This is a genomic window from Nocardioides sp. BGA-UO-ETr-FS32 (genome assembly GCF_059567905.1).
This window is the reverse complement of record NZ_JCAQOX010000017.1, coordinates 112,200-129,744: the sequence shown is the minus strand read 5'-3', so window position 1 is coordinate 129,744 and position 17,545 is coordinate 112,200. Positions and strand designations below refer to the sequence as shown.

Annotated in this window: 17 protein-coding genes; 6 read left to right on the top strand and 11 right to left on the bottom strand. The window is 74.3% G+C overall.

The window, feature by feature from the left end:
* Position 1: 1 nt before the first annotated feature.
* From AC57BS_RS20820 to AC57BS_RS20790, 7 genes are read right to left on the bottom strand one after another with little or no spacing between them, the layout of a single operon-like run.
* The gene (locus AC57BS_RS20820; RefSeq protein WP_496413359.1) at positions 2-619 is read right to left on the bottom strand and encodes a methyltransferase; all 618 of its coding nucleotides are present in this window, start codon (positions 617-619) and stop codon (positions 2-4) included.
* Positions 616-2,265, bottom strand: a complete 1,650-nt coding sequence (locus tag AC57BS_RS20815; protein WP_496413358.1) for a phytoene desaturase family protein — start codon at positions 2,263-2,265, stop codon at positions 616-618. Before AC57BS_RS20815 ends, AC57BS_RS20820 begins: the two co-directional genes overlap by 4 nt.
* Positions 2,262-2,699 (bottom strand): SRPBCC family protein, encoded by a 438-nt coding sequence (locus tag AC57BS_RS20810; RefSeq protein WP_496413357.1) that lies wholly within the window; start codon positions 2,697-2,699, stop codon positions 2,262-2,264. The genes AC57BS_RS20815 and AC57BS_RS20810 overlap by 4 nt, the downstream gene beginning before the upstream one ends.
* The gene (locus AC57BS_RS20805) at positions 2,696-3,577 is read right to left on the bottom strand and encodes a glycosyltransferase family 2 protein (RefSeq protein ID WP_496413356.1); all 882 of its coding nucleotides are present in this window, start codon (positions 3,575-3,577) and stop codon (positions 2,696-2,698) included. Before AC57BS_RS20805 ends, AC57BS_RS20810 begins: the two co-directional genes overlap by 4 nt.
* Entirely contained in the window at positions 3,574-4,605 is a 1,032-nt protein-coding gene (locus AC57BS_RS20800; protein WP_496413355.1) for a glycosyltransferase, read from the bottom strand. Before AC57BS_RS20800 ends, AC57BS_RS20805 begins: the two co-directional genes overlap by 4 nt.
* Positions 4,602-5,669 carry a glycosyltransferase family 4 protein gene (locus AC57BS_RS20795; protein ID WP_496413354.1) on the bottom strand — a complete coding sequence of 356 codons (1,068 nt, stop codon included), beginning with the start codon at positions 5,667-5,669 and terminating at the stop codon, positions 4,602-4,604. The genes AC57BS_RS20800 and AC57BS_RS20795 overlap by 4 nt, the downstream gene beginning before the upstream one ends.
* Positions 5,666-6,796, bottom strand: coding sequence for a glycosyltransferase (locus tag AC57BS_RS20790; protein WP_496413353.1), 1,131 nt, complete (start codon positions 6,794-6,796; stop codon positions 5,666-5,668). Before AC57BS_RS20790 ends, AC57BS_RS20795 begins: the two co-directional genes overlap by 4 nt.
* A 169-nt stretch (positions 6,797-6,965) precedes the next feature.
* Here AC57BS_RS20790 and AC57BS_RS20785 point away from each other — a divergent pair, with 169 nt between their 5' ends.
* Positions 6,966-7,676 (top strand): GAF and ANTAR domain-containing protein, encoded by a 711-nt coding sequence (locus AC57BS_RS20785; RefSeq protein WP_496413352.1) that lies wholly within the window; start codon positions 6,966-6,968, stop codon positions 7,674-7,676.
* Positions 7,677-7,679: 3 nt separating this feature from the next.
* On the opposite strand, the gene AC57BS_RS20780 is transcribed toward AC57BS_RS20785, so the two are convergent.
* Entirely contained in the window at positions 7,680-8,390 is a 711-nt protein-coding gene (locus AC57BS_RS20780; RefSeq protein WP_496413351.1) for a GAF and ANTAR domain-containing protein, read from the bottom strand.
* Between the two features lie 9 nt (positions 8,391-8,399).
* On the bottom strand, positions 8,400-8,726 hold the full coding sequence (locus AC57BS_RS20775; RefSeq protein ID WP_496413350.1) for an ANTAR domain-containing protein: 327 nt from the start codon (positions 8,724-8,726) through the stop codon (positions 8,400-8,402).
* 187 nt (positions 8,727-8,913) lie between these two features.
* Between AC57BS_RS20775 and AC57BS_RS20770 the strand changes: the two genes are divergently transcribed.
* Positions 8,914-9,882, top strand: a complete 969-nt coding sequence (locus tag AC57BS_RS20770) for an AraC family transcriptional regulator (protein WP_496413349.1) — start codon at positions 8,914-8,916, stop codon at positions 9,880-9,882.
* Positions 9,883-10,000: 118 nt separating this feature from the next.
* Positions 10,001-10,861, top strand: a complete 861-nt coding sequence (locus AC57BS_RS20765) for a sigma-70 family RNA polymerase sigma factor (RefSeq protein ID WP_496413348.1) — start codon at positions 10,001-10,003, stop codon at positions 10,859-10,861.
* Here AC57BS_RS20765 and AC57BS_RS20760 read toward each other — a convergent pair.
* Positions 10,836-13,211: a bifunctional FO biosynthesis protein CofGH gene (locus tag AC57BS_RS20760; RefSeq protein ID WP_496413347.1), complete on the bottom strand. Its 2,376-nt coding sequence runs from the start codon at positions 13,209-13,211 to the stop codon at positions 10,836-10,838. The two genes, AC57BS_RS20765 and AC57BS_RS20760, sit on opposite strands and share 26 nt — an antisense overlap.
* Positions 13,212-13,334: 123 nt before the next feature.
* On the opposite strand from AC57BS_RS20760, the gene AC57BS_RS20755 reads away from it, so the two are divergent.
* Both AC57BS_RS20755 and AC57BS_RS20750 read left to right on the top strand, forming a co-directional pair.
* A complete protein-coding gene (locus AC57BS_RS20755) occupies positions 13,335-14,051 on the top strand; it encodes a response regulator (protein WP_496413346.1) in 717 nt (238 codons plus the stop codon).
* Complete coding sequence (locus AC57BS_RS20750) at positions 14,048-15,382, top strand: GAF domain-containing sensor histidine kinase (protein ID WP_496413345.1); 1,335 nt, start codon at positions 14,048-14,050, stop codon at positions 15,380-15,382. The genes AC57BS_RS20755 and AC57BS_RS20750 overlap by 4 nt, the downstream gene beginning before the upstream one ends.
* Before the next feature lie 9 nt (positions 15,383-15,391).
* Here the strand turns inward: AC57BS_RS20750 and AC57BS_RS20745 are convergent, their stop codons facing one another.
* Entirely contained in the window at positions 15,392-15,856 is a 465-nt protein-coding gene (locus tag AC57BS_RS20745; RefSeq protein WP_496413344.1) for a PNPOx family protein, read from the bottom strand.
* 65 nt (positions 15,857-15,921) lie between these two features.
* On the opposite strand from AC57BS_RS20745, the gene AC57BS_RS20740 reads away from it, so the two are divergent.
* Positions 15,922-17,448, top strand: coding sequence for an AMP-binding protein (locus AC57BS_RS20740; protein ID WP_496413343.1), 1,527 nt, complete (start codon positions 15,922-15,924; stop codon positions 17,446-17,448).
* Positions 17,449-17,545: the final 97 nt, after the last annotated feature.

Here is a 17,545-nt window from a genome sequence, read left to right as displayed (position 1 = left end):
CTCAGGCCCGGTCGATGCGCGTGAGCACCCCGCGCTCCTCCTGGCGCACCTCGACCATCGCCAGCCGGTCCTCGGTGAAGCACGGCTCGCGGCGCAGCACGGCGGCCTGCTCGCGGGTGCCGACCTGGAGCACGGCCGAGCCGCCGGGGGCCAGGTGGGCGTCGATCACCGCGAGGCAGGCACGGGCCACGTCGAGGCCGTCGTCGCCGCCGTCGATCGCGGTCAGCGGGTCCTCGGGGTAGCGGTCGGTCTGCTCGCGCGGCACCCACGGCGGGTCCGCGATGATCAGGGGGAACGTCTCGTCAGCGCCGATCACCTCCTCGAGCCGGCCCTCGCGGACCTCGACCCGGTCGGCGAGCCCGGCGGCGAGCGCGTTGGCGCGGGCGTAGTCGCACGCGACGCCGTTGGCGTCGACGCAGACCAGCCGCCGCTCGGTGGACGCGACGGCGAGCAGGCCGATGTGGCCGGCGCCGGCGCAGAGCTCGAGCACGGTGCCGTCCGGGGTGGTCGCCGAAAGCCTCGCGGCCCACTTCGACTGTGCGGTCGTCCACTCGCGCGGGCGCAGCACGCGGTCGTCGAAGGCGATGGTCAGCGACCCGAAGGTGAGGTGCTCGGTCATGCGGGCGTCCTTCCGGGACGGGTCAGGCGGGAGAGCGACGGGCGCAGGCGCGCCGTTCGATGCTCCCAGATCGCGGCGCGGGCTGCGTTGGCGCCGGCCGCGCCGTGCACGCCGCCCCCCGGGTGCGCGGAGGCGGAGGCGAGGAACAACCCCGGCACGCCGGTGGCCGCACGCCCGCGCATGGCGGGCACGGGCCGGAAGAACAGCTCCTGGTGCAGCTGCGACGTGCCGCCGTTGACGGCGCCCCCGACGAGGTTGGCGTCGCGCGCCTCGAGCTCGTGCGGACCGAGGACGCGGCGGGAGAGGACGAGGTCGCCGAACCCCGGGGCCACCGCCTCGATCCGCGCCTGCATGCGGTCCGCGAAGCGCTCGCAGTCGTCGTGGCCCCAGTCCCCGGACACCTCCCCGCCGACCTCCCCGCCCGCGTCGTGGCGGGTCATCCCCGGCTGGGGGACGTGGGTGTAGGCCCAGAACGACTCGGTGCCGGCGGGCGAGCGGGAAGGGTCGCTGGTCGTCATCTGCCCGGTCAGCAGGAACGGCCGGTCGGGCACGACGCCGGACGCGACCTGCGCCAGGGTCTGGGTCATCTCCTCGACGGAGTCGGCGACGTGCACCGTGCCGGGCACGAGCGCCGGCCGGTTGGTCCACGGCACCGGCCCCGACAGTGCCCAGTCGACCTTGACGGTGCCCGGGTCGAGCTCGAAGTCGCGCATCCCGCGCACCACCCGCGCGGGCAGGTGCTCGTCGGCGACGAGGCGACCGAAGAGGTGGGTGGCCGACACGTCGGCGAGGACGGCGCGCGCGGCGTACGCCTGACCGTCGCGGGTGCGTACGCCGACCGTGCGCCCACCGCGGACGTCGACCTGCGTGACCTCGGCGCCCGTCACCACCTCGACGCCGCCGCTCGTGGCGCGCGCGACCAGCGCGTCGGTGAGGCCCTGGGCGCCGCCGCGCGGGACGGGGAAGCCCACCGTCTGGCCCAGCATCGACATCAGGACGCCGAAGACGCCGGAGCCGGGGGAGGAGAGGGGGAAGTCGGCGTGCCCGGCGTTGCCCGCGAGCAGCAGCTGCGCGGCCGGCCCGGAGAAGAGCTCGCGCCCGAGCGAGGAGACCGGGGTGGCCAGGCGGCGTACGGTGTCGAGCCCGCCGGAGCGCGCGACGGCGGGCACGAGTCGGGCGCCGGCGCGGACGGGCGGGAAGGGCGACGTGAGGCCCTCCACCAGCGACCCGCCGATCCGGTCCCAGGTGCGGCACAGGTCCAGCCAGGCGTCGCCGTCGCCCGCGCGCAGGTCGTCGAGCCCGGCGGCGGTCGCCTCGCGGTCGCGGTGGAGCACGGCCCACTGGCCGTCGCCGAACGGGTGCCCGAGCACGGCCGGTGCGTGCTCCCACACCAGCCCGTGGTCCTCCAGGCGCAGCGAGACCATCGCGCGCGAGGCCACCGCCAGCGGGTAGAACGCGCTGAAGGTGTCGTGCACGAAGTCGGGGTGCACCTCGCGGTCGCTGCGCACCGCACCGCCCAGCGACTGCTGCGCCTCGAGCACCAGCACCCGCCAGCCGGCGTCGGCGAGGACGTTGGCGGCGACCAGGCCGTTCGGCCCGGCCCCCACCACGACGGCGTCGTACCCACCCGTCGCACCGGTGGTCACCGGGTCCGGCCCTCCACCACGAAGGCGAGGCGGCGCAGGGTCTCGACGTTGCGCAGGTGCAGCTGAGCGTCGCGCAGCGGCTTGGGGATCAGCAGGCCGGGCCCGGCGGTGGCGTCCTCGGTGATGGTGACGACGGTCGTGTCGCCGCTCGGCTGCAGCGTGATGTCGACGTGCGCCTGGCCGGCCGGCCAGCCGCGGGCGAGCAGCAGCAGCCGCCGGTCCTCCTCGACCTCGAGGACCTCCGTGGTGTCGTCGATCAGCAGCGGCCAGCTGCCGACGCTGTGGTGCAGCCGCGAACCGACCGCGGGCCACGAGTCGTCGACGGCGCGCATGCGGGAGGCGCCGACGACGAAGAGTGGGTAGAGCCAACCGTCGGACAGGACCTCCCAGACCTGCTCGGGGGTGGCTGCTATCGGGCGGCTCGTGGTGCTCACGCTGTCTCCTTCGGGCTGGGGTCGGACGTCTCCCGCACCCAGTGCCCATTCACGCGCCGGACCAGTCCCCGCCGCTCGAACTCCTCGAACCACCCTCCCATGGGCCACTCGCCCCACCGCTCGTGGAACAGGCGCCCGTTGCGCAGGATGTCGTCGAGGTGCTCCACCGGGGGGCTGCTGACCGGGTGGTGCTGGTGGAAGGCCCGCGCGCCTCCGACCCAGCCCAGGCCGATGCCCACGGCGAGCGCCGTACGGGCCAGGTCGGTGTCCTCGCCGCCGTAGCCGACGTAGTCCTCGCAGAAGCCGCCCAGGTGCCGCCAGGTGCGCGCGTCGACGGCGAAGGACAGCGACCAGAACAGGTCGGGGTCGACCGAGTGGACCAGCTGGCCGGGCTCGGGCCGGGGCCGTGCCGGGTGGGGGTCGTCCCACGCCGCGAGCTCCGCGGGGTCCTCGGGATAGCCGCCGGGCGGGGGCGGGGGGAGGTAGGTCACCGGGCCCGACCAGATCCACCGCGGTCGTGCCGTGACCACCTCGGCGTACGCCTCGACGAGGCGGTCGCCGGCCAGGCAGTCGACGTCGAGCAGCACGACCACGTCGGCACCCCGCTCGAGCGCCGTACGGACTCCGAGGTTGCGCGCGGCGGCCAGCGGCAGCGCGCCCTCCCGGCTGCGGCCGATGCGCACGACCTCGCGCGTCAGCGCGCCTGCCGGGGCCTCCACGCGGTCCTCGACGATGCCGGCGTCGTCCATGGCCACGGCGAGGTAGGTGTCGGGGAGCACGGACCCGCGGGCGAGTGAGCGGTGCTGGGCAGCGAGGTGGTCGTGGCGCCCGTGCGCGATGGTGACGACGGCGACGTGGGCTCGTCCTGCCTCGGTCACGACGCGCCTCCGTCGAGCACGCGCGCTCGGGTGGTGAGGACGACGTCGGCGAAGCGGTCGGCCGCCCACCCGTCGCACCACCGCGTCCAGCCGCGGGCGTCGAGCGACGCGGCGTGGTCGAGAACGCCGGGCCACTCCTCGGCGGCGGGCCAGGCCGACCTGACGACGGCCGGCCAGTCGCCCGCGAGGACGTCGGCGGTGGTGCGCTGCTCGGCGTGCGGCCGTCGCTGCGGCAGGACCACCGCGGGGCGGCGGGCAGCCGCGGTCTCGGCCAGCGCGTTCTGCCCGGCGTGGGTGACGACGACGTCCGCGCCGGCGAGCACCGCGGACGGGTCGTCGACCCAGGTGTCGCGATCCGCCCCGAGCACGGTCCACTGCCAGTCGGGGGTGGCGCGCCGCGCAGCCCGTACGTCGTCGGCGCCGACGTCGTGCCCGCCCGACCCGAGGAGCAGGGCGACGCTGCGCTCGCCGTCGTGCGGCTGGCTGCGGAGCGCGGGGCGTACGGGGTGGCGCGAGAGTGCGCCCACCGGCACCAGGCGCTCGGCCAGGTCGTCCGGCAGGCCCGGTGTCATGCCGCGGGCCGCCCGCGGCCAGAAGCCGACGAGTGCCTCCGCCACGCCCAGGCCGAGCAGGTGGGCGGGGTCGTCGCGACGGCCGGGGAGCACCACCGCCACGGCAGGGATCCCGTGCAGCCGGGTGAGCAGCAGCACCTCGACCGACACGTCGACGACGACCAGGTCGGGACGCGCAGCCTCGAGCCACGCCGACATCGCCGCCGCGCGGGAGCGGGTTCCGTCGTGCCGGAGCGGAGCCCAGTGCAGGTGGCCGTGGGCGGTGACGTCCCGCGGGTGGCCGTCGTCGTCGGGCGGCAGCCGTACCCAGTCACCGGTCCAGGACGGCGGGCGGGGCAGGGACGACAGCCCGGTCACCGAGATGCCGTCGCAGGCCAGACGGGCGGCCAGCACCTCGGCGCGGTGCCGGTGCCCGCTGCCGACGTGGTGCACGTAGTAGCCGACGACCCCGGTCACGCCGCGTCGTCCCGGCGGGCGAGCTCGGCGTAGAGGTCGAGGTAGCGCTCGACCATCACGTCTGCGCTGCACGAGGCCTCGGCGTGGGCGCGGACCTCGTGCCGGTCGAGGCGGGACGCGGTGAGGACCGCCTCGGCGAGTGCTGCGACGTCGCCGGCGCCCACCAGGACGCCGGAGCGGGGTGACACGACCTGGTTGAGGCCGCCGCGCGAGAAGCCCGCGACGGGCGTGCCGCTGGCCATCGCCTCCGCGGCGACCAGCCCGTAGGGCTCGTCCCACACGGGCGTCACGAGCGCCACCGATGCCGCGCGCAGCAGCGCGGAGAGCTCGCGACCCCCGAGGTGGCCGACGTGGCGCACGTCGCCGCCCAGCAGCGGGGCGAGCTCGCGGTCGAAGTAGTCGCGGTCCTGCACCGGCCCGGCGAGCAGGAGCGGCACCCCGGCCAGACGGCACGCCTCGACGGCGAGGTGGGGGGCCTTCTCCGGGACGATGCGGCCCGACCACACCGCCGGTCCGCCGCCCTCGCCGGCGGGCCAGTCGCGCAGGTCGAGCCCGTTGGGCACCACGTCGCTGTCCACGACGTGGCGCCAGGCGGCGGCGGTCCACTCGCTCACCGCGACGAAGTGCGGCGGGCGCGGGCAGAGGGCGAGCGCGGACTCCAGCATCGGCAGCGGCGGCGTGTGCAGCGTGGTCAGCATCGGCACGTCGACGGCGGGGGCCATCGCGATCGGGAGGTGGTGGAGGCTGTTGTTGTGCACCACGTCGTAGTCCTCGGCCCCGGTGCGTGAGAGCGAGAGCATCAGTGCGAGGTAGGCGTGGTGGTCGGCGAGCCAGTCCGGGCCCGGGGCGAACTTGTCCGCCATCGCCGCGGTGCTGACCTCCACGGCCGACAGCGGCAGGACCCGCACCGGCAGCGACTCGTCGGACCCGGCGCCGGCGAACAGGGTGACCTCGTGCCCGCGCTCGGCCAGTCCGCGCGCGATGGTGGCCGTCATCGACTCCAACCCCCCGGCGTACGGCTCGCGGATGGGGTAGCGGCTGGAGGCGATGAGGCAGACCCTCACCGCCCGTCCCCCACGAGCGACTCGTAGAGCCGCGCGTGCGCGGCCGCGACCCGGGCGCGCTGCGCCCGCCGCTCCTCCACCCCGGACGGAGGCGGGACGTGGCCGGCGTACGCCTCGCGCACCGCCGCGACCAGCCCGGCCGCGTCGAGGTGGTCCTCGTCGTGGCCGTAGGTGAGCACGGGCGCCTGGTCGGCGAAGTAGCCGCAGGAGGGCGCCACGACCGCGGTCCCGAGGTCGCGGCAGGCCTCCAGCCAGCCGCTGTGGGTGCCGAAGCGGTAGGGCAGCACCGACACGTCGAGGGAGGCGAGGTAGGCCCACAGGGCGTCGTCGTCGAGGAAGTCGTGGATGCGCAGGTCGACCTCGCCGCGGGCGGCGTGGTGCTGCAGTGCCTCGGCGAGCGCGGCGTCGTAGCGCTTCCCGTCCGGGTGCAGCACGTCGGTGTGCCCGTTGACCTGGAGCACGGCGCCCGGCAGGTCGCGGACGGCGTCGACGAGCACGGGGATCATCGGGTGCGGGTGCATCCCGGCGCGCAGGCTCTTCACGTGCAGGCCGACGCGGAACTCCCGAGGTCGCGGCCCGCGGCGCCGGACCTCCCGCATCGCGGCGGCACGTCGCATCGTCTCGAACGGCACGACGTGGGGGTGCGGGACCACCACTGCGTCCCGTCCCCACCGCGTACGGATCTCCTCGGCGGCTCCCCGCGTGAGGGTCACCAGCGCGTCCGCCGCCGGGACCAGGACGTCGAGCTGGCGGTCGTGGTCGCGACGGTCCGGGTGGTGCGGGTTGCGGAGGTCGTGCACGGTGAACACGAACGGCTTGTCGCGCCGCCGCAGCGCGGCCACGAGCTCGCGCAGCTCGGCGGGGCTCCGGGCGTCGAAGCCGAAGTGCAGGTGGAAGACGTCGAAGTCGTTGTCCTCGACCCACGCGGCGTCGAGCATCACCGGCGGCCACCACTGCTGGGTGGACGCGGCCTCGGCGGGCGGCGGGTCGGGGAGGCGTACGGGCCCGGGACCGTCCTCGGGCGCCAGGTGCCGGACGTAGACGTGGTTGGCGGGCACCGAGGCGACGACGATGCGGCCGGCGCCCCGGGGGCGGGGCGGCAGCGGCGTCGTGGGTGCGCCGGTCACGTCCGAGGTGGTCACACGCAGATGTACCCCCGGTGCGCGCCGGCATGCGCGAGCAGCACCACGATCTGTCCCGTTTCCCGGTGTCGCGTTGGGCTCCGGCGGGTCGGGAGGATAAATTCCTCCCGACTCCAGAACACGGGTCTCAGCAGATCGTCCTCAAGGATCCGCATTGTCGTCCCACGACTCCTTGGCCGTGTTCGCGGCACTCGCTGCCGAGCTGCAGCAGGAGCCTGACGAGGCCCTCACCTCGCGCGCGATCGTCACCCGGATGCGCGAGCTCGTCCCGGAGGCCGACCAGGTCAGCCTCACCATCCGCACCTCGCGCGGCGGTCACAAGACCCTCGCGAGCAGCGACCCGCTCGCGGAGGAGGCCGACGCCCTCCAGTACGCCCTCGGCGAGGGCCCCTGCGTCGAGATCGCCGACACCGGCGGCTGGCTGCGCAGCGGTGACGTCGGCGCCGACGCGCGCTACCCCACCTGGGGGCCGCGCGCGGCGGAGCTGGGGGTGGGCTCGCTGCTGGCCGTCGCGGTCGCCGACCGCGAGGGACCGCTCGGCGCGCTCAACGTCTACAGTGCCCGCACGGGGGCCTTCGCGGACCGCGACGTCGTCGACCTCGCCCTCGTCTACGCCGTGCATGCCACGACGGCCCTGTCGTCGGCGCGCCGGACGAGCACCCTCCAGACGGCCGTCAGCTCGCGGCACGTGATCGGCATGGCGCAGGGCATCGCGATGGAGCGCTACGGCATCGACCAGCACCAGAGCTTCGAGCTCCTGCGGCGGCTGTCGTCGACGACCAACGTCAAGCTGCGCGACGTCGCCGCCCAGATCGTCGAGACACGCGCGATCCCGCACGAGCGGGTCGGCGAACCGGTCGACTGAGTCTCAGGTCGGCAGCGTGCCGGTCTCGAGGACGTGCTCGGACACGAGCCCGATCTTCGTACGCCGGCTGCGGGCGGCGGTGCGCAGCGCGTTGAAGGCGCCGACCGCGTCCAGCGACTCCTTGGCCATCAGGTAGCCGACGGCGCGCTCGATCACCACGCGATAGTCGAGGGCGTACTGCAGCTGGCGGGCCAGCTCGCCGGCGGTGTGCGCCTGCAGCGCGGCTCCGAGCGTCGTCGAGACGACCTCGGCGTACCTCCCGATCGCCGCCACCTCGCTGTCGTCCCAGTGGTGGGGGCGCTCCTTGTAGACGTCGAGCGTGCCGATCGGCACGCCGCCGAGCACCACCGGCGTGCCGAGCACGGCCCGCACCGGCTGCGAGGCCATCACCCGGGCCAGCGTGGGCCACCGGTCCGTCTCCGCCGTGATGTCGCGGGAGGTGACGACCTGTCCCGTGACGAACGCCTCGGTGCACGGGCCCTCACCGGCCTCGGCCTCGGTCTGCTCGAGCAGCCGGCCGGGGCCGTCGCTCGCGGCGGCGTAGGTGAGCATGTCCTGCTCGTCGGCGACGAGGATCCCGGCGCCGTCGACGGCGAACAGGTCGACGCAGGCCGCGACCACGACGTGGAGCGTCGCGGTGAGGGTCCCGTCGTCGTCACGGGGCTGGGACAGCCGGCGCAGACTCTCGGCCAGGGCGGCGTCGTCGATGCTCATGGGAGGTGATTATCCCCGGGGCGGGGGCCCTCCCGGCCACCCCGACACGGGGAGGTGGTGCACGAACCGCTCCAGCAGGTCGCGGTCCTCCGCGTCCGCGGTGCCGTCGTGGGTGTTCACCAGGACGCGCGCCACGGCGCGGACCTTGGTGTTGCTGTCCTGCGAGACGCGCAGCATCGTGCGCCACGCCTGCTCGGTGCTGCACCCGAAACGGGCCGACATCAGCCCGATGGCCACGCCGATGTCGCGCTGCGACCGCACGGCCTCGTGCAGGTGCGCGACCTCGTCGCGCAGGGCGTCCGCCTGCGGAGCAGGCTCGCCCGGAGGTAGGGGCATCCCAGACATCGTCACCTTCACATGACGTAGGTCCGCGGACACAGGGCGGAAGTCGAACAGCTACTTGGAGTCCATCCTACAGGGTGGAGGCCCGGTCGCCCCGGTGGGCGAGGTACGTACTTCTGGGTTACCCTCGATGAGACTCAAGCCACCGGGTCGTCCGCACACTCCTTCCCTGGAGGTGCCCGTGCCCGAGCTCCGTTCCCGCTGCGATCCCGTCGACGCCTTCGACTTCGAGGGCGACGGCGACGACGCACGCCAGTGGCTCGACTCCGCCTACGGCACCTCGTTGGGCCTCAGCGGCCGGATGGGGACCATCCACCACCGGCGACGAGACCTCGGCGGCGTCTCGTTCGACCGCCTCCGGATCGACGCTCCCGTGCGCTTCGACGCCGACGCGATGCCGGTCCTCGTGGTCGTGGACGTCCTCGGCGGTGAGGTCGAGTACACCCACGGCAAGGTGACCGACAGGGGGCGCGAGGGGGACACGGTCCTGGCCGCGGGGTGGGACCAGCCCTTCACGGGAGGCGGCAACGGCTACGAGGTGCGCAACACCGGCATCTCCGGCGACGTGCTGACCGCGGCCATCGCCGAGGTCACCCCGGAGCGGACCAGCGCGGACCTCCGGTTCGACAGGTTCGTCCCGCGCTCGCCGGCCGCGGCCGCCCAGTGGCGCGCCGTCGTGGACCGGCTCAGCGCCCCGTCGGTCGACGACAGCCCCATCGCGCGCGGGCAGGCGTCCCGGATGCTGGCCCACACCCTCCTGCACACCTTCGAGAACAACCTCGTCAGCGACGACTCGACGCTCGCACGCGACCTCCGCGACGCGACGCAGGCCACGGTGTGGCAGGCCCAGCGGATCATCCACGACCGGGCCCACGACGACATCTCGCTCGCCGACATCGCCCGCGAGTGCGGTGTCACGCCACGGACGCTGCAGTACGCCTTCAGGCGCCACCTCGACTGCACGCCGAACACCTACCTCCGGCAGGTCCGCCTCGACCTGGTCCACCAGCTCCTGCGCGCCGGCTCGGTGGCCACGGTGGGCGATGCGGCGGCCCGTCTCGGCTTCTTCAACCCCGGCCGGTTCGCATCCGACTACCGGCAGGTCTACGGCGAGAACCCTGGACAGACCTTGTCCAGCAACACGCCCTGACGGATGGTTCGCTTTCCGGCTGTCGTACTGGTCCAGACCATGCGACTGTGGAGTTGATCGTCTTGCTGGAGACCACGGCAAGCACCATCAACATCCCAGGAAGCGAGCCGTGGTTTCCATGTCGATCGCCTCTGCCGCACTTGTCCCTGACACCACCACCGTCACTGACGTCGCGTCTGTCCGAACCCGCACCCTCTCCGCCGTCCCTCCGCTGGAGGGCAAGGCCCGCGCCCGTCGTACGGACGCCATCGTCAACGACCTCCGCGACACGCTGCGCGACGCGGACACCCACGAGCTGACCCGTCAGCTCATCGAGACCAACGCCGCCGTGGCCCGCAGCATGGCGTCGCGCTACCGCAACCGGGGCATCGACCTCGACGACCTCGAGCAGGTCGCGCTGCTCGGCCTGACCAAGGCCGCTCAGCGGTTCGACCCCTCGGCCGGGCACGACTTCCTGTCCTTCGCCGTGCCGACGATCCGTGGCGAGCTGCGCCGCCACTTCCGCGACGCCGGCTGGACGGTCCGCCCGCCCCGCCGGGTACAGGACCTCCAGACCCGGATCGCCGGTGCGCAGGGCCGGCTCGAGTCGAAGCTGGGTCGCTCACCGCGGCCGAGCGAGATCGCCGAGCACCTCGACGAGCAGCTGTCCGACGTCGTCGAGGCCCTGGCGGCCGACGGGTGCTTCACCCCCACCTCGCTGGACGCGACCGTCGCCGACGGCTCGTCCACCCTGGGTGACCTCCTCGGGGGCGAGGACCGCGCACTCGAGCACGTCGAGGCCAAGGTGATGCTCGCCCCGCTCGTGCGCGGGCTGTCCGGTCGCGACCAGATGATCCTCCGGCTGCGGTTCTACGACGAGCACACGCAGCAGGAGATCGCGGAGGAGGTCGGGCTCACGCAGGCCCAGGTGTCCCGCGTGCTCGCCCGCATCCTCGCCGACCTGCGCGCCGACCTCATCGAGCACCCGCCGGCTGCCTGACCTCCCCGTACAGGGTCGTGCGCTGGCGCAGGGGACGGCCGGCCTCCGCCGCGATGGCGGCGAGGTCGGCCGGCGTGAGGCCCTGGCCGTGGCTGGCGCCGGCGGCGCGGCTGATGTTCTCGTCCATGAGCGTGCCGCCCAGGTCGTCCACGCCCGCGGCGAGCAGCTGCTGGGCGCCGACCCGGCCGAGCTTGACCCACGACGCCTGCACGTGGTCGATGTCGCCGGCGTAGGCGATGCGGGCCACGGCGTGCACGAGCACCGTCTCGCGCCACGTCGGCCCGCGGCGGGCACCGCGCTTGAGGTAGATCGGGGCCGCCATGTGCACGAAGGGCAGCCCGACGAACTCGGTGAAGCCGCCCGTCTCGCGCTGCAGCCCGCGCGTGCGGAGCAGGTGCCGCACCCAGTGGTGCGGCCGCTCGACCGCGCCGAACATCATCGTGACGTTGCTGCGCAGCCCCACCCGGTGCGCCGTGCGGTGCACCTCGAGCCACTCGTCGGTGGTGATCTTGTCGGGGCACAGGACGGCGCGGACCTCGTCGTCGAGGATCTCCGCCGCGGTGCCCGGCAGTGACCGCAGCCCCGCGTCCTTGAGCCGGAGGAGGTAGCTCTCGAGCGGCTCCTCGAGCCGTCGCGACCCCTCCAGCACCTCCAGCGCGGTGAAGCCGTGGATGTGGATCTCCGGCACCCGCTCGTGCACCGCCCGCGCGACCTGGACGTAGAAGTCGCCGTCGAAGCTCGGGTGGATGCCGCCCTGCAGGCAGACCTCCGTGGCCCCCAGCGCATACGCCTCGGCGCTGCGCCCGGCGATCTCGTCGAGGCCGAGGAGGTACGGGGCGCCGCGCAGGTTGAGCGACAGCGGGCCCTTGGAGAAGCCGCAGAAGGTGCACCGGAAGGTGCAGACGTTGGTGTAGTTGATGTTGCGGTTGACCACGAAGGTCACCTCGTCGCCGACGACCCGGCGACGGATCTCGTCGGCGACCTCCGCCACGGCTGCCACCTCCTGGCCGCGCGCGGCGAACAGCGCCTCGAGCTCGGCGGGTCCGGTGTCCTGCCCGGCGCGTACGCCGTCGAGCACCTCGCGCACCCGGCCGGTGATGGCGCGACCGGTCCGCGGCAGCGGCGTCGGGTCGACGCCCGCCCCGGAGAACCACGCGGTCGAGCGGCGGCCGATCTGCACGACCTCCGCGCCGGTGCCGACATTGGCGGCGTCGCGGTGCCGCTCAGGCCACAGCGCGCCCGGGTCGTCGCGGGCGAGCAGGTCGGCGTCGGCCCGGTCGAGGACCGGGAAGTGCAGGGCCGGGTCGAGCCAGCGGTCCGGCTCCGCGGCGTACGCCGGGTGCACCGTCAGGCGCGGCGCGAGCTGGTGGCCGGCGGCCTCGGTCGCCTCGCGGAGCGAGTCCAGCGACGGCCACGGGCGCTCGGGGTTGACGTGGTCGGCGGTGACGGGGGAGACCCCGCCCCAGTCGTCGATGCCCGCGGCCAGCAGCCCGGCGAGCTCCTCGGGGGCGGACAGGTTGGGCGGCGCCTGGACGTGCACGTCGTCGGGCAGGACGAGCCGGGCCAGCGCGATCGCGCGCACGTGGTCCTCGTGCGGGCACGGCGGGGCGCCGCGCATCGCCGTGCCGGGCTTGGGCAGGAAGTTCTGGACGATCACCTCCTGCACGTGGCCGTGCTCGCGGTGGCTGCGGGCGATCGCCCCGAGCGCCTCGACCCGGTCGGCCTCCGTCTCGCCGATCCCGACCAGGATCCCGGTGGTGAACGGGATCGAGAGCCGCCCGGCGTGGTCGAGCGTGGTGAGGCGGCGGGCCGGGGCCTTGTCGGGGGCACCGCGGTGTGCGGGCAGGTCGTCGCGCAGGCTCTCGACCATCATCCCCTGCGAGGGGGACGTCCGGCGCAGCCGTGCGAGGTCGTCGCGGCCGATCGCCCCGGCGTTGGCGTGCGGCAGCAGGCCGGTCTCCTCGAGCACCAGCGCCGTCGCCTCGACGAGGTAGTCGACGGTGGTGCGGTGCCCGCGCGCGGCCAGCCAGTCAGCGGCCTCGGGATAGCGCAGCTCCGGCGCTTCTCCGAGGGTGAAGAGCGCCTCGTGGCACCCGCTGGCTGCCCCGGCCTCCGCGACGGCGAGGACCTCCTCAGGCGTGAGGTAGGGGACGGTCGTGCGTGGCGACTCGGCGAACGTGCAGTAGCCGCAGCGGTCGCGGCACAGGTGGGTGAGCGGGATGAAGACCTTGGGGGAGTAGGTCAAGCGGGTGCCGAAGAGGGCGTCGCGGCGGGCCGCGGCCAGCTCGAGCAGGGCGGGTGTGGAGAGCTCGGTGAGGTCCGGGCTGAGGTCCGTGCTGGGCAGCGGCATGCGTCCATTGTCGGGAACGCGGCCCGTCCGTCGACCACCAGGCGCTCAACGGAGCCACAACGGCCCGGGGCGGGCGGGGTCGAGCGGGTGACGGTCGGCGGTGCCGTGGGGTATCAATCAGGCATGAGCCAGGCGGTGGACCCGCGCGCGCCGGTCGTCCTCGTCGTGGACGACGACGCGGCGATCCGTACGGTCGTGCGCTGGCAGCTCGACGACGCGGGCTTCCGCGTCCTCGAGGCGGACGACGGCTCCTCCGCGCTCAAGTGCATCCGCGACGAGCACCCGACCCTCGTCGTGCTCGACCTCTCCCTCCCGCGCCTGGGCGGTCTCGACGTGCTGCGGTCCGTACGCAGCGGGCAGGCGGGTCGCTCCGACACCCCGATCATCGTGCTGTCCGGGCGCAGCGGCGAGAGCGACCGCATCGCCGGGCTCGACCTCGGCGCCGACGACTACCTCGTCAAGCCGTTCTCCCCCGGCGAGCTCGCGGCGCGGGTGCGGTCGGTGCTGCGCCGCAGCGCGCCGGACCCGTCGGTGGAGGCGGTCGTGGTCGGGCCGTTGCGCATCGAGCCCGCGAGCCGGCGGGTGCTGCTCGGCGCGGAGGAGAAGGAGCTGACGCCCAAGGAGTTCGACCTGCTGCTGTTCCTCGCCACCCACCCGCGCCACGTCTTCACCCGGCCCCAGCTCGTCGACCAGGTCTGGAACTCCTCGTCGGAGTGGCTGGGCGAGGCCACCGTCACCGAGCACGTCCACCGGCTGCGGCTCAAGCTCGAGGCGGACCCGTCCAGCCCGCGGCTGCTGCGCACGGTGCGGGGCGTCGGCTACCAGCTGGTGGACGAATGACCTCCCCTGATCGCGCGGAGCCGACGCCCGACCTGTGGGCCGAGGACGCCCGCGAGCTGCTGGAGCGGCAGACCGAGGTCCTGGAGATGATCGCCCGCGCCGCGCCGCTGACCGAGGTGCTCACCGGCATCCTGGCCTCGCTCGAGCACCTCATGCCCGGCGCCCGGTGCTCGGTGCTCCTGCTCGACCGCGAGCGCGGCACGCTGCACCACGGTGCGGCGCCGAGCCTGCCGGAGACGTACGTCGGGGCGATCGACGGGATGGCGATCGGGCCGGCGGCCGGCTCGTGCGGCACGGCCGCCTCGCTAAACGTCGCGGTGGTCGCCACCGACGTGCGGTCCGACCCGCGGTGGGCCGGCTACCGCGAGATCGCCGCCGCCGCCGGGCTGCGCAGCTGCTGGTCCACCCCGATCGAGGGCCGCGACGGCCGCCCGGTCGGCACCTTCGCGGTCTACCACGCGCGCCCTCACTGCCCGAACCCCCGCGAGCAGCTCCTCGTGGACCGCTTCACCCACCTCGCGTCGGTCGCCATCGACCACGCCCGCCTCGTCCAGGAGCGCCGGGCGCGGCTCGAGGCCGAGACGGCGCGACGCACGGCCGAGGAGCTCTCCCACGCGCGGCTCGAGCTGCTGGCCGCCGTCGGGCACGAGGCGCGTACGCCGATCCAGGCCATCGTCGGCTTCGCCGAGCTGCTCGGCACCATGGACCTCGACGAGCCCCGCCGCCGCGAGGCGCTGCAGCACATCGGCGCTGCGGCCGGGCACGTGATGGACCTGCTCTCCGACGTCCTCGACCTCAGTCGCCTCGAGGCCAACGTGCTGCCGGTCGCCCTCGAGCCCGTCGACCTCGGCGAGGTGGTCGACGAGGCGTTCGGCCTGCTCTCGGCGCAGGCGGGCCGGCGCGAGTGCCGCCTGGTGCACGACCACTGCGACGACCTCCGTGGCGACCACCGGGTCCTCGGGGACCGGCGGCGGCTGCGGCAGGTGCTGATCAACCTCGTCGCGAACTCGGTGCGCCACGGCCGGCCCGGCGGGCGCGTGGAGGTCACCTGTCGCCCGGCGTCCGACGGCTCGTCGGTGCTCGTGACCATCGACGACGACGGCCCGGGCATCCCGCCCGAGCTGCTGCCGCGGATCTTCACCCCGTACGCCCGGGCCGCCGCCGACGACGACGCGGCCGAGCCGAGCACGGAGAGCATCGGGCTCGGCCTGGCGCTCGCGCACGGGCTGGTCCGCGCGATGGACGGCGACCTCTCCGTCGGCAGCTCCGGGCCCGACGGCACCTCGATGCACCTCCGCCTGCCGCGCCCATCCCCCAGCGTGGGGGCGTGACCGGCCCGGTCAGCCCTCGGCGGCGGCCCAGCCGGTGACCTTGACGATGCGGCACACCAGCACGCGGTGGAACGGCTTGTCGGCGTACTGCGGGACCGTGCCGGCGAGCCGGTCGGCCAGGTCGTCGACGACGGCCGCCGGCGGGTCGGGGACGTGCTCGCAGTCGGCGCGCACCCACCACAGCCGCGACCAGTCGTCGGCGTCCCAGTGCTCGACCAGCAGCGAGCCCCGGGGGTCGGCGGCCAGGTTGTCCTCGCGCTGCAGTCGCGAGGACTTCTTGGGCTTGACCTTGTCGATCGGGACCCCGACGTAGCCGTCCTCGGTGACGGCGTAGACCACGGGCTGGGGGTCGGGGCCGCGCTCGGGGTGCAGCGTGCAGAACACGCCGTGCACGTGTGCGCCGAGCCGGGACCGGGACACTTCTTCGTCGAGCCGCATGCCGCCAGCCTCCACCACCCGCGGGCGCCGGACCATCACGCCTTCCTCAACGCCGGCCCGATCTCCTTGACCCGCACCCGGTTGCCGGAGAGGTTGTCGCCATGAATCTCGCCAGTTGGGTGGAGCGGCAGGGCCGCCGGCTGCGCGACCGTCCGGCCCTCGCCGCCGGGCAGGACGTGCACGCGACCTGGGCCGAGCTCGCCGCGCGCGTCGCGGGCGCCGCCCGCGGCCTCCGCGAGGACCTCGGGTTGGAGCCGGGGGACCGGGTGGCGCTCGTGATGGACAACCGCCCGGAGTACCTCGAGGCGCAGTTCGCCGTGTGGCACGCGGGGCTGGTCGCCGTGCCGGTCAACGCGCGGCTGCACCGCGACGAGGTCGCCTACATCCTCGAGCACTCCGGCGCCCGCGCGGTCGTCACCGACGAGGCGCACGCCGACGACGTGAGGACCCTGCGCGACCGGATCGACACCGTCGAGGAGGTCGTGCTGGCGCCCGGACCCGGCTGGGACCGGTTCACCGCGTCCGAGCCGGCGGCGATGACCGCCCGTGGCAGCGACGACCCGGCGTGGCTCTTCTACACCAGCGGCACCACCGGGCGGCCCAAGGGCGCGACGCTCACCCACGGCAACCTGCTGATGGCCTCGCTGAGCTACTTCGCCGACATCGGCCCGGTCTCGGCGGACGACAGCGTCCTGCACGCCGCGCCGCTGTCGCACGGCTCCGGCCTGTACGGCCTGCCGCACGTCGCGCGCGGCGCGGTCAGCGTGTTCCCTTCCCACGGCCCGCTGGCCGGCAGCGAGCTCCTCGACCTGACCCGACGCTGGCCCGGCATGTCGTTCTTCGCCGCGCCGATCATGGTCCGGCGGCTGGCGGGCGACGACGCGCTCGCCGGAGCCGACCTCAGCGGGCTCAAGACGATCATCTACGGCGGCGCCCCGATGTACCTCGCCGACCTCGAGGCCGCGCTGGCCACCTTCGGCCCGCGGCTGGCGCAGATCTACGGGCAGGGCGAGACGCCGATGACGATCACCGGTCTCTCGATGCGCGACCACGCCGACACCGACCACCCGCGGTGGCGCGAGCGGATGCAGTCCGTCGGCTTCCCGCGCACCGACGTCGAGGTGCGGGTGGCCGACGACGACGGTGAACCCCTGCCTGCGGGCGAGCCCGGGGAGGTGCTCGTCCGCGGCGCCGTCGTGATGGCGGGCTACTGGGACCAGCCCGAGGAGACCGCCGAGGCGCTGCGCGACGGGTGGCTGCACACCGGCGACGTCGGCAGCTTCGACGAGGACGGGTTCCTCACGCTGCACGACCGGTCCAAGGACCTCATCATCAGCGGCGGGATGAACATCTATCCCCGTGAGGTCGAGGAGGCGCTGCTGCGCCACCCCCACGTCGAGGCGGCGGCCGTCGTGGGCCGGCCCGACCCCGAGTGGGGCGAGTCCGTGGTCGCCTTCGTGGTCACCGACGGCACCGAGCCGCCGGTCGAGGAGCTCGACCGGGTCTGCCTCGACAGCATCGCCCGGTTCAAGCGGCCCAAGGACTACCGCTTCGTCGACGCGCTGCCGACGAACAACTACGGCAAGGTCCTCAAGCGCGAGCTGCGGGAGCGCCTGCAGCAGCGTTGAGGAAACCATGAGCGCCCCGGCCTTGCGGGGCGCGGGGCTCGACTGTGGGATACGTCACAAGGGCCGACCCGGGCCAGATCCCCCCGAGGAGATGTTG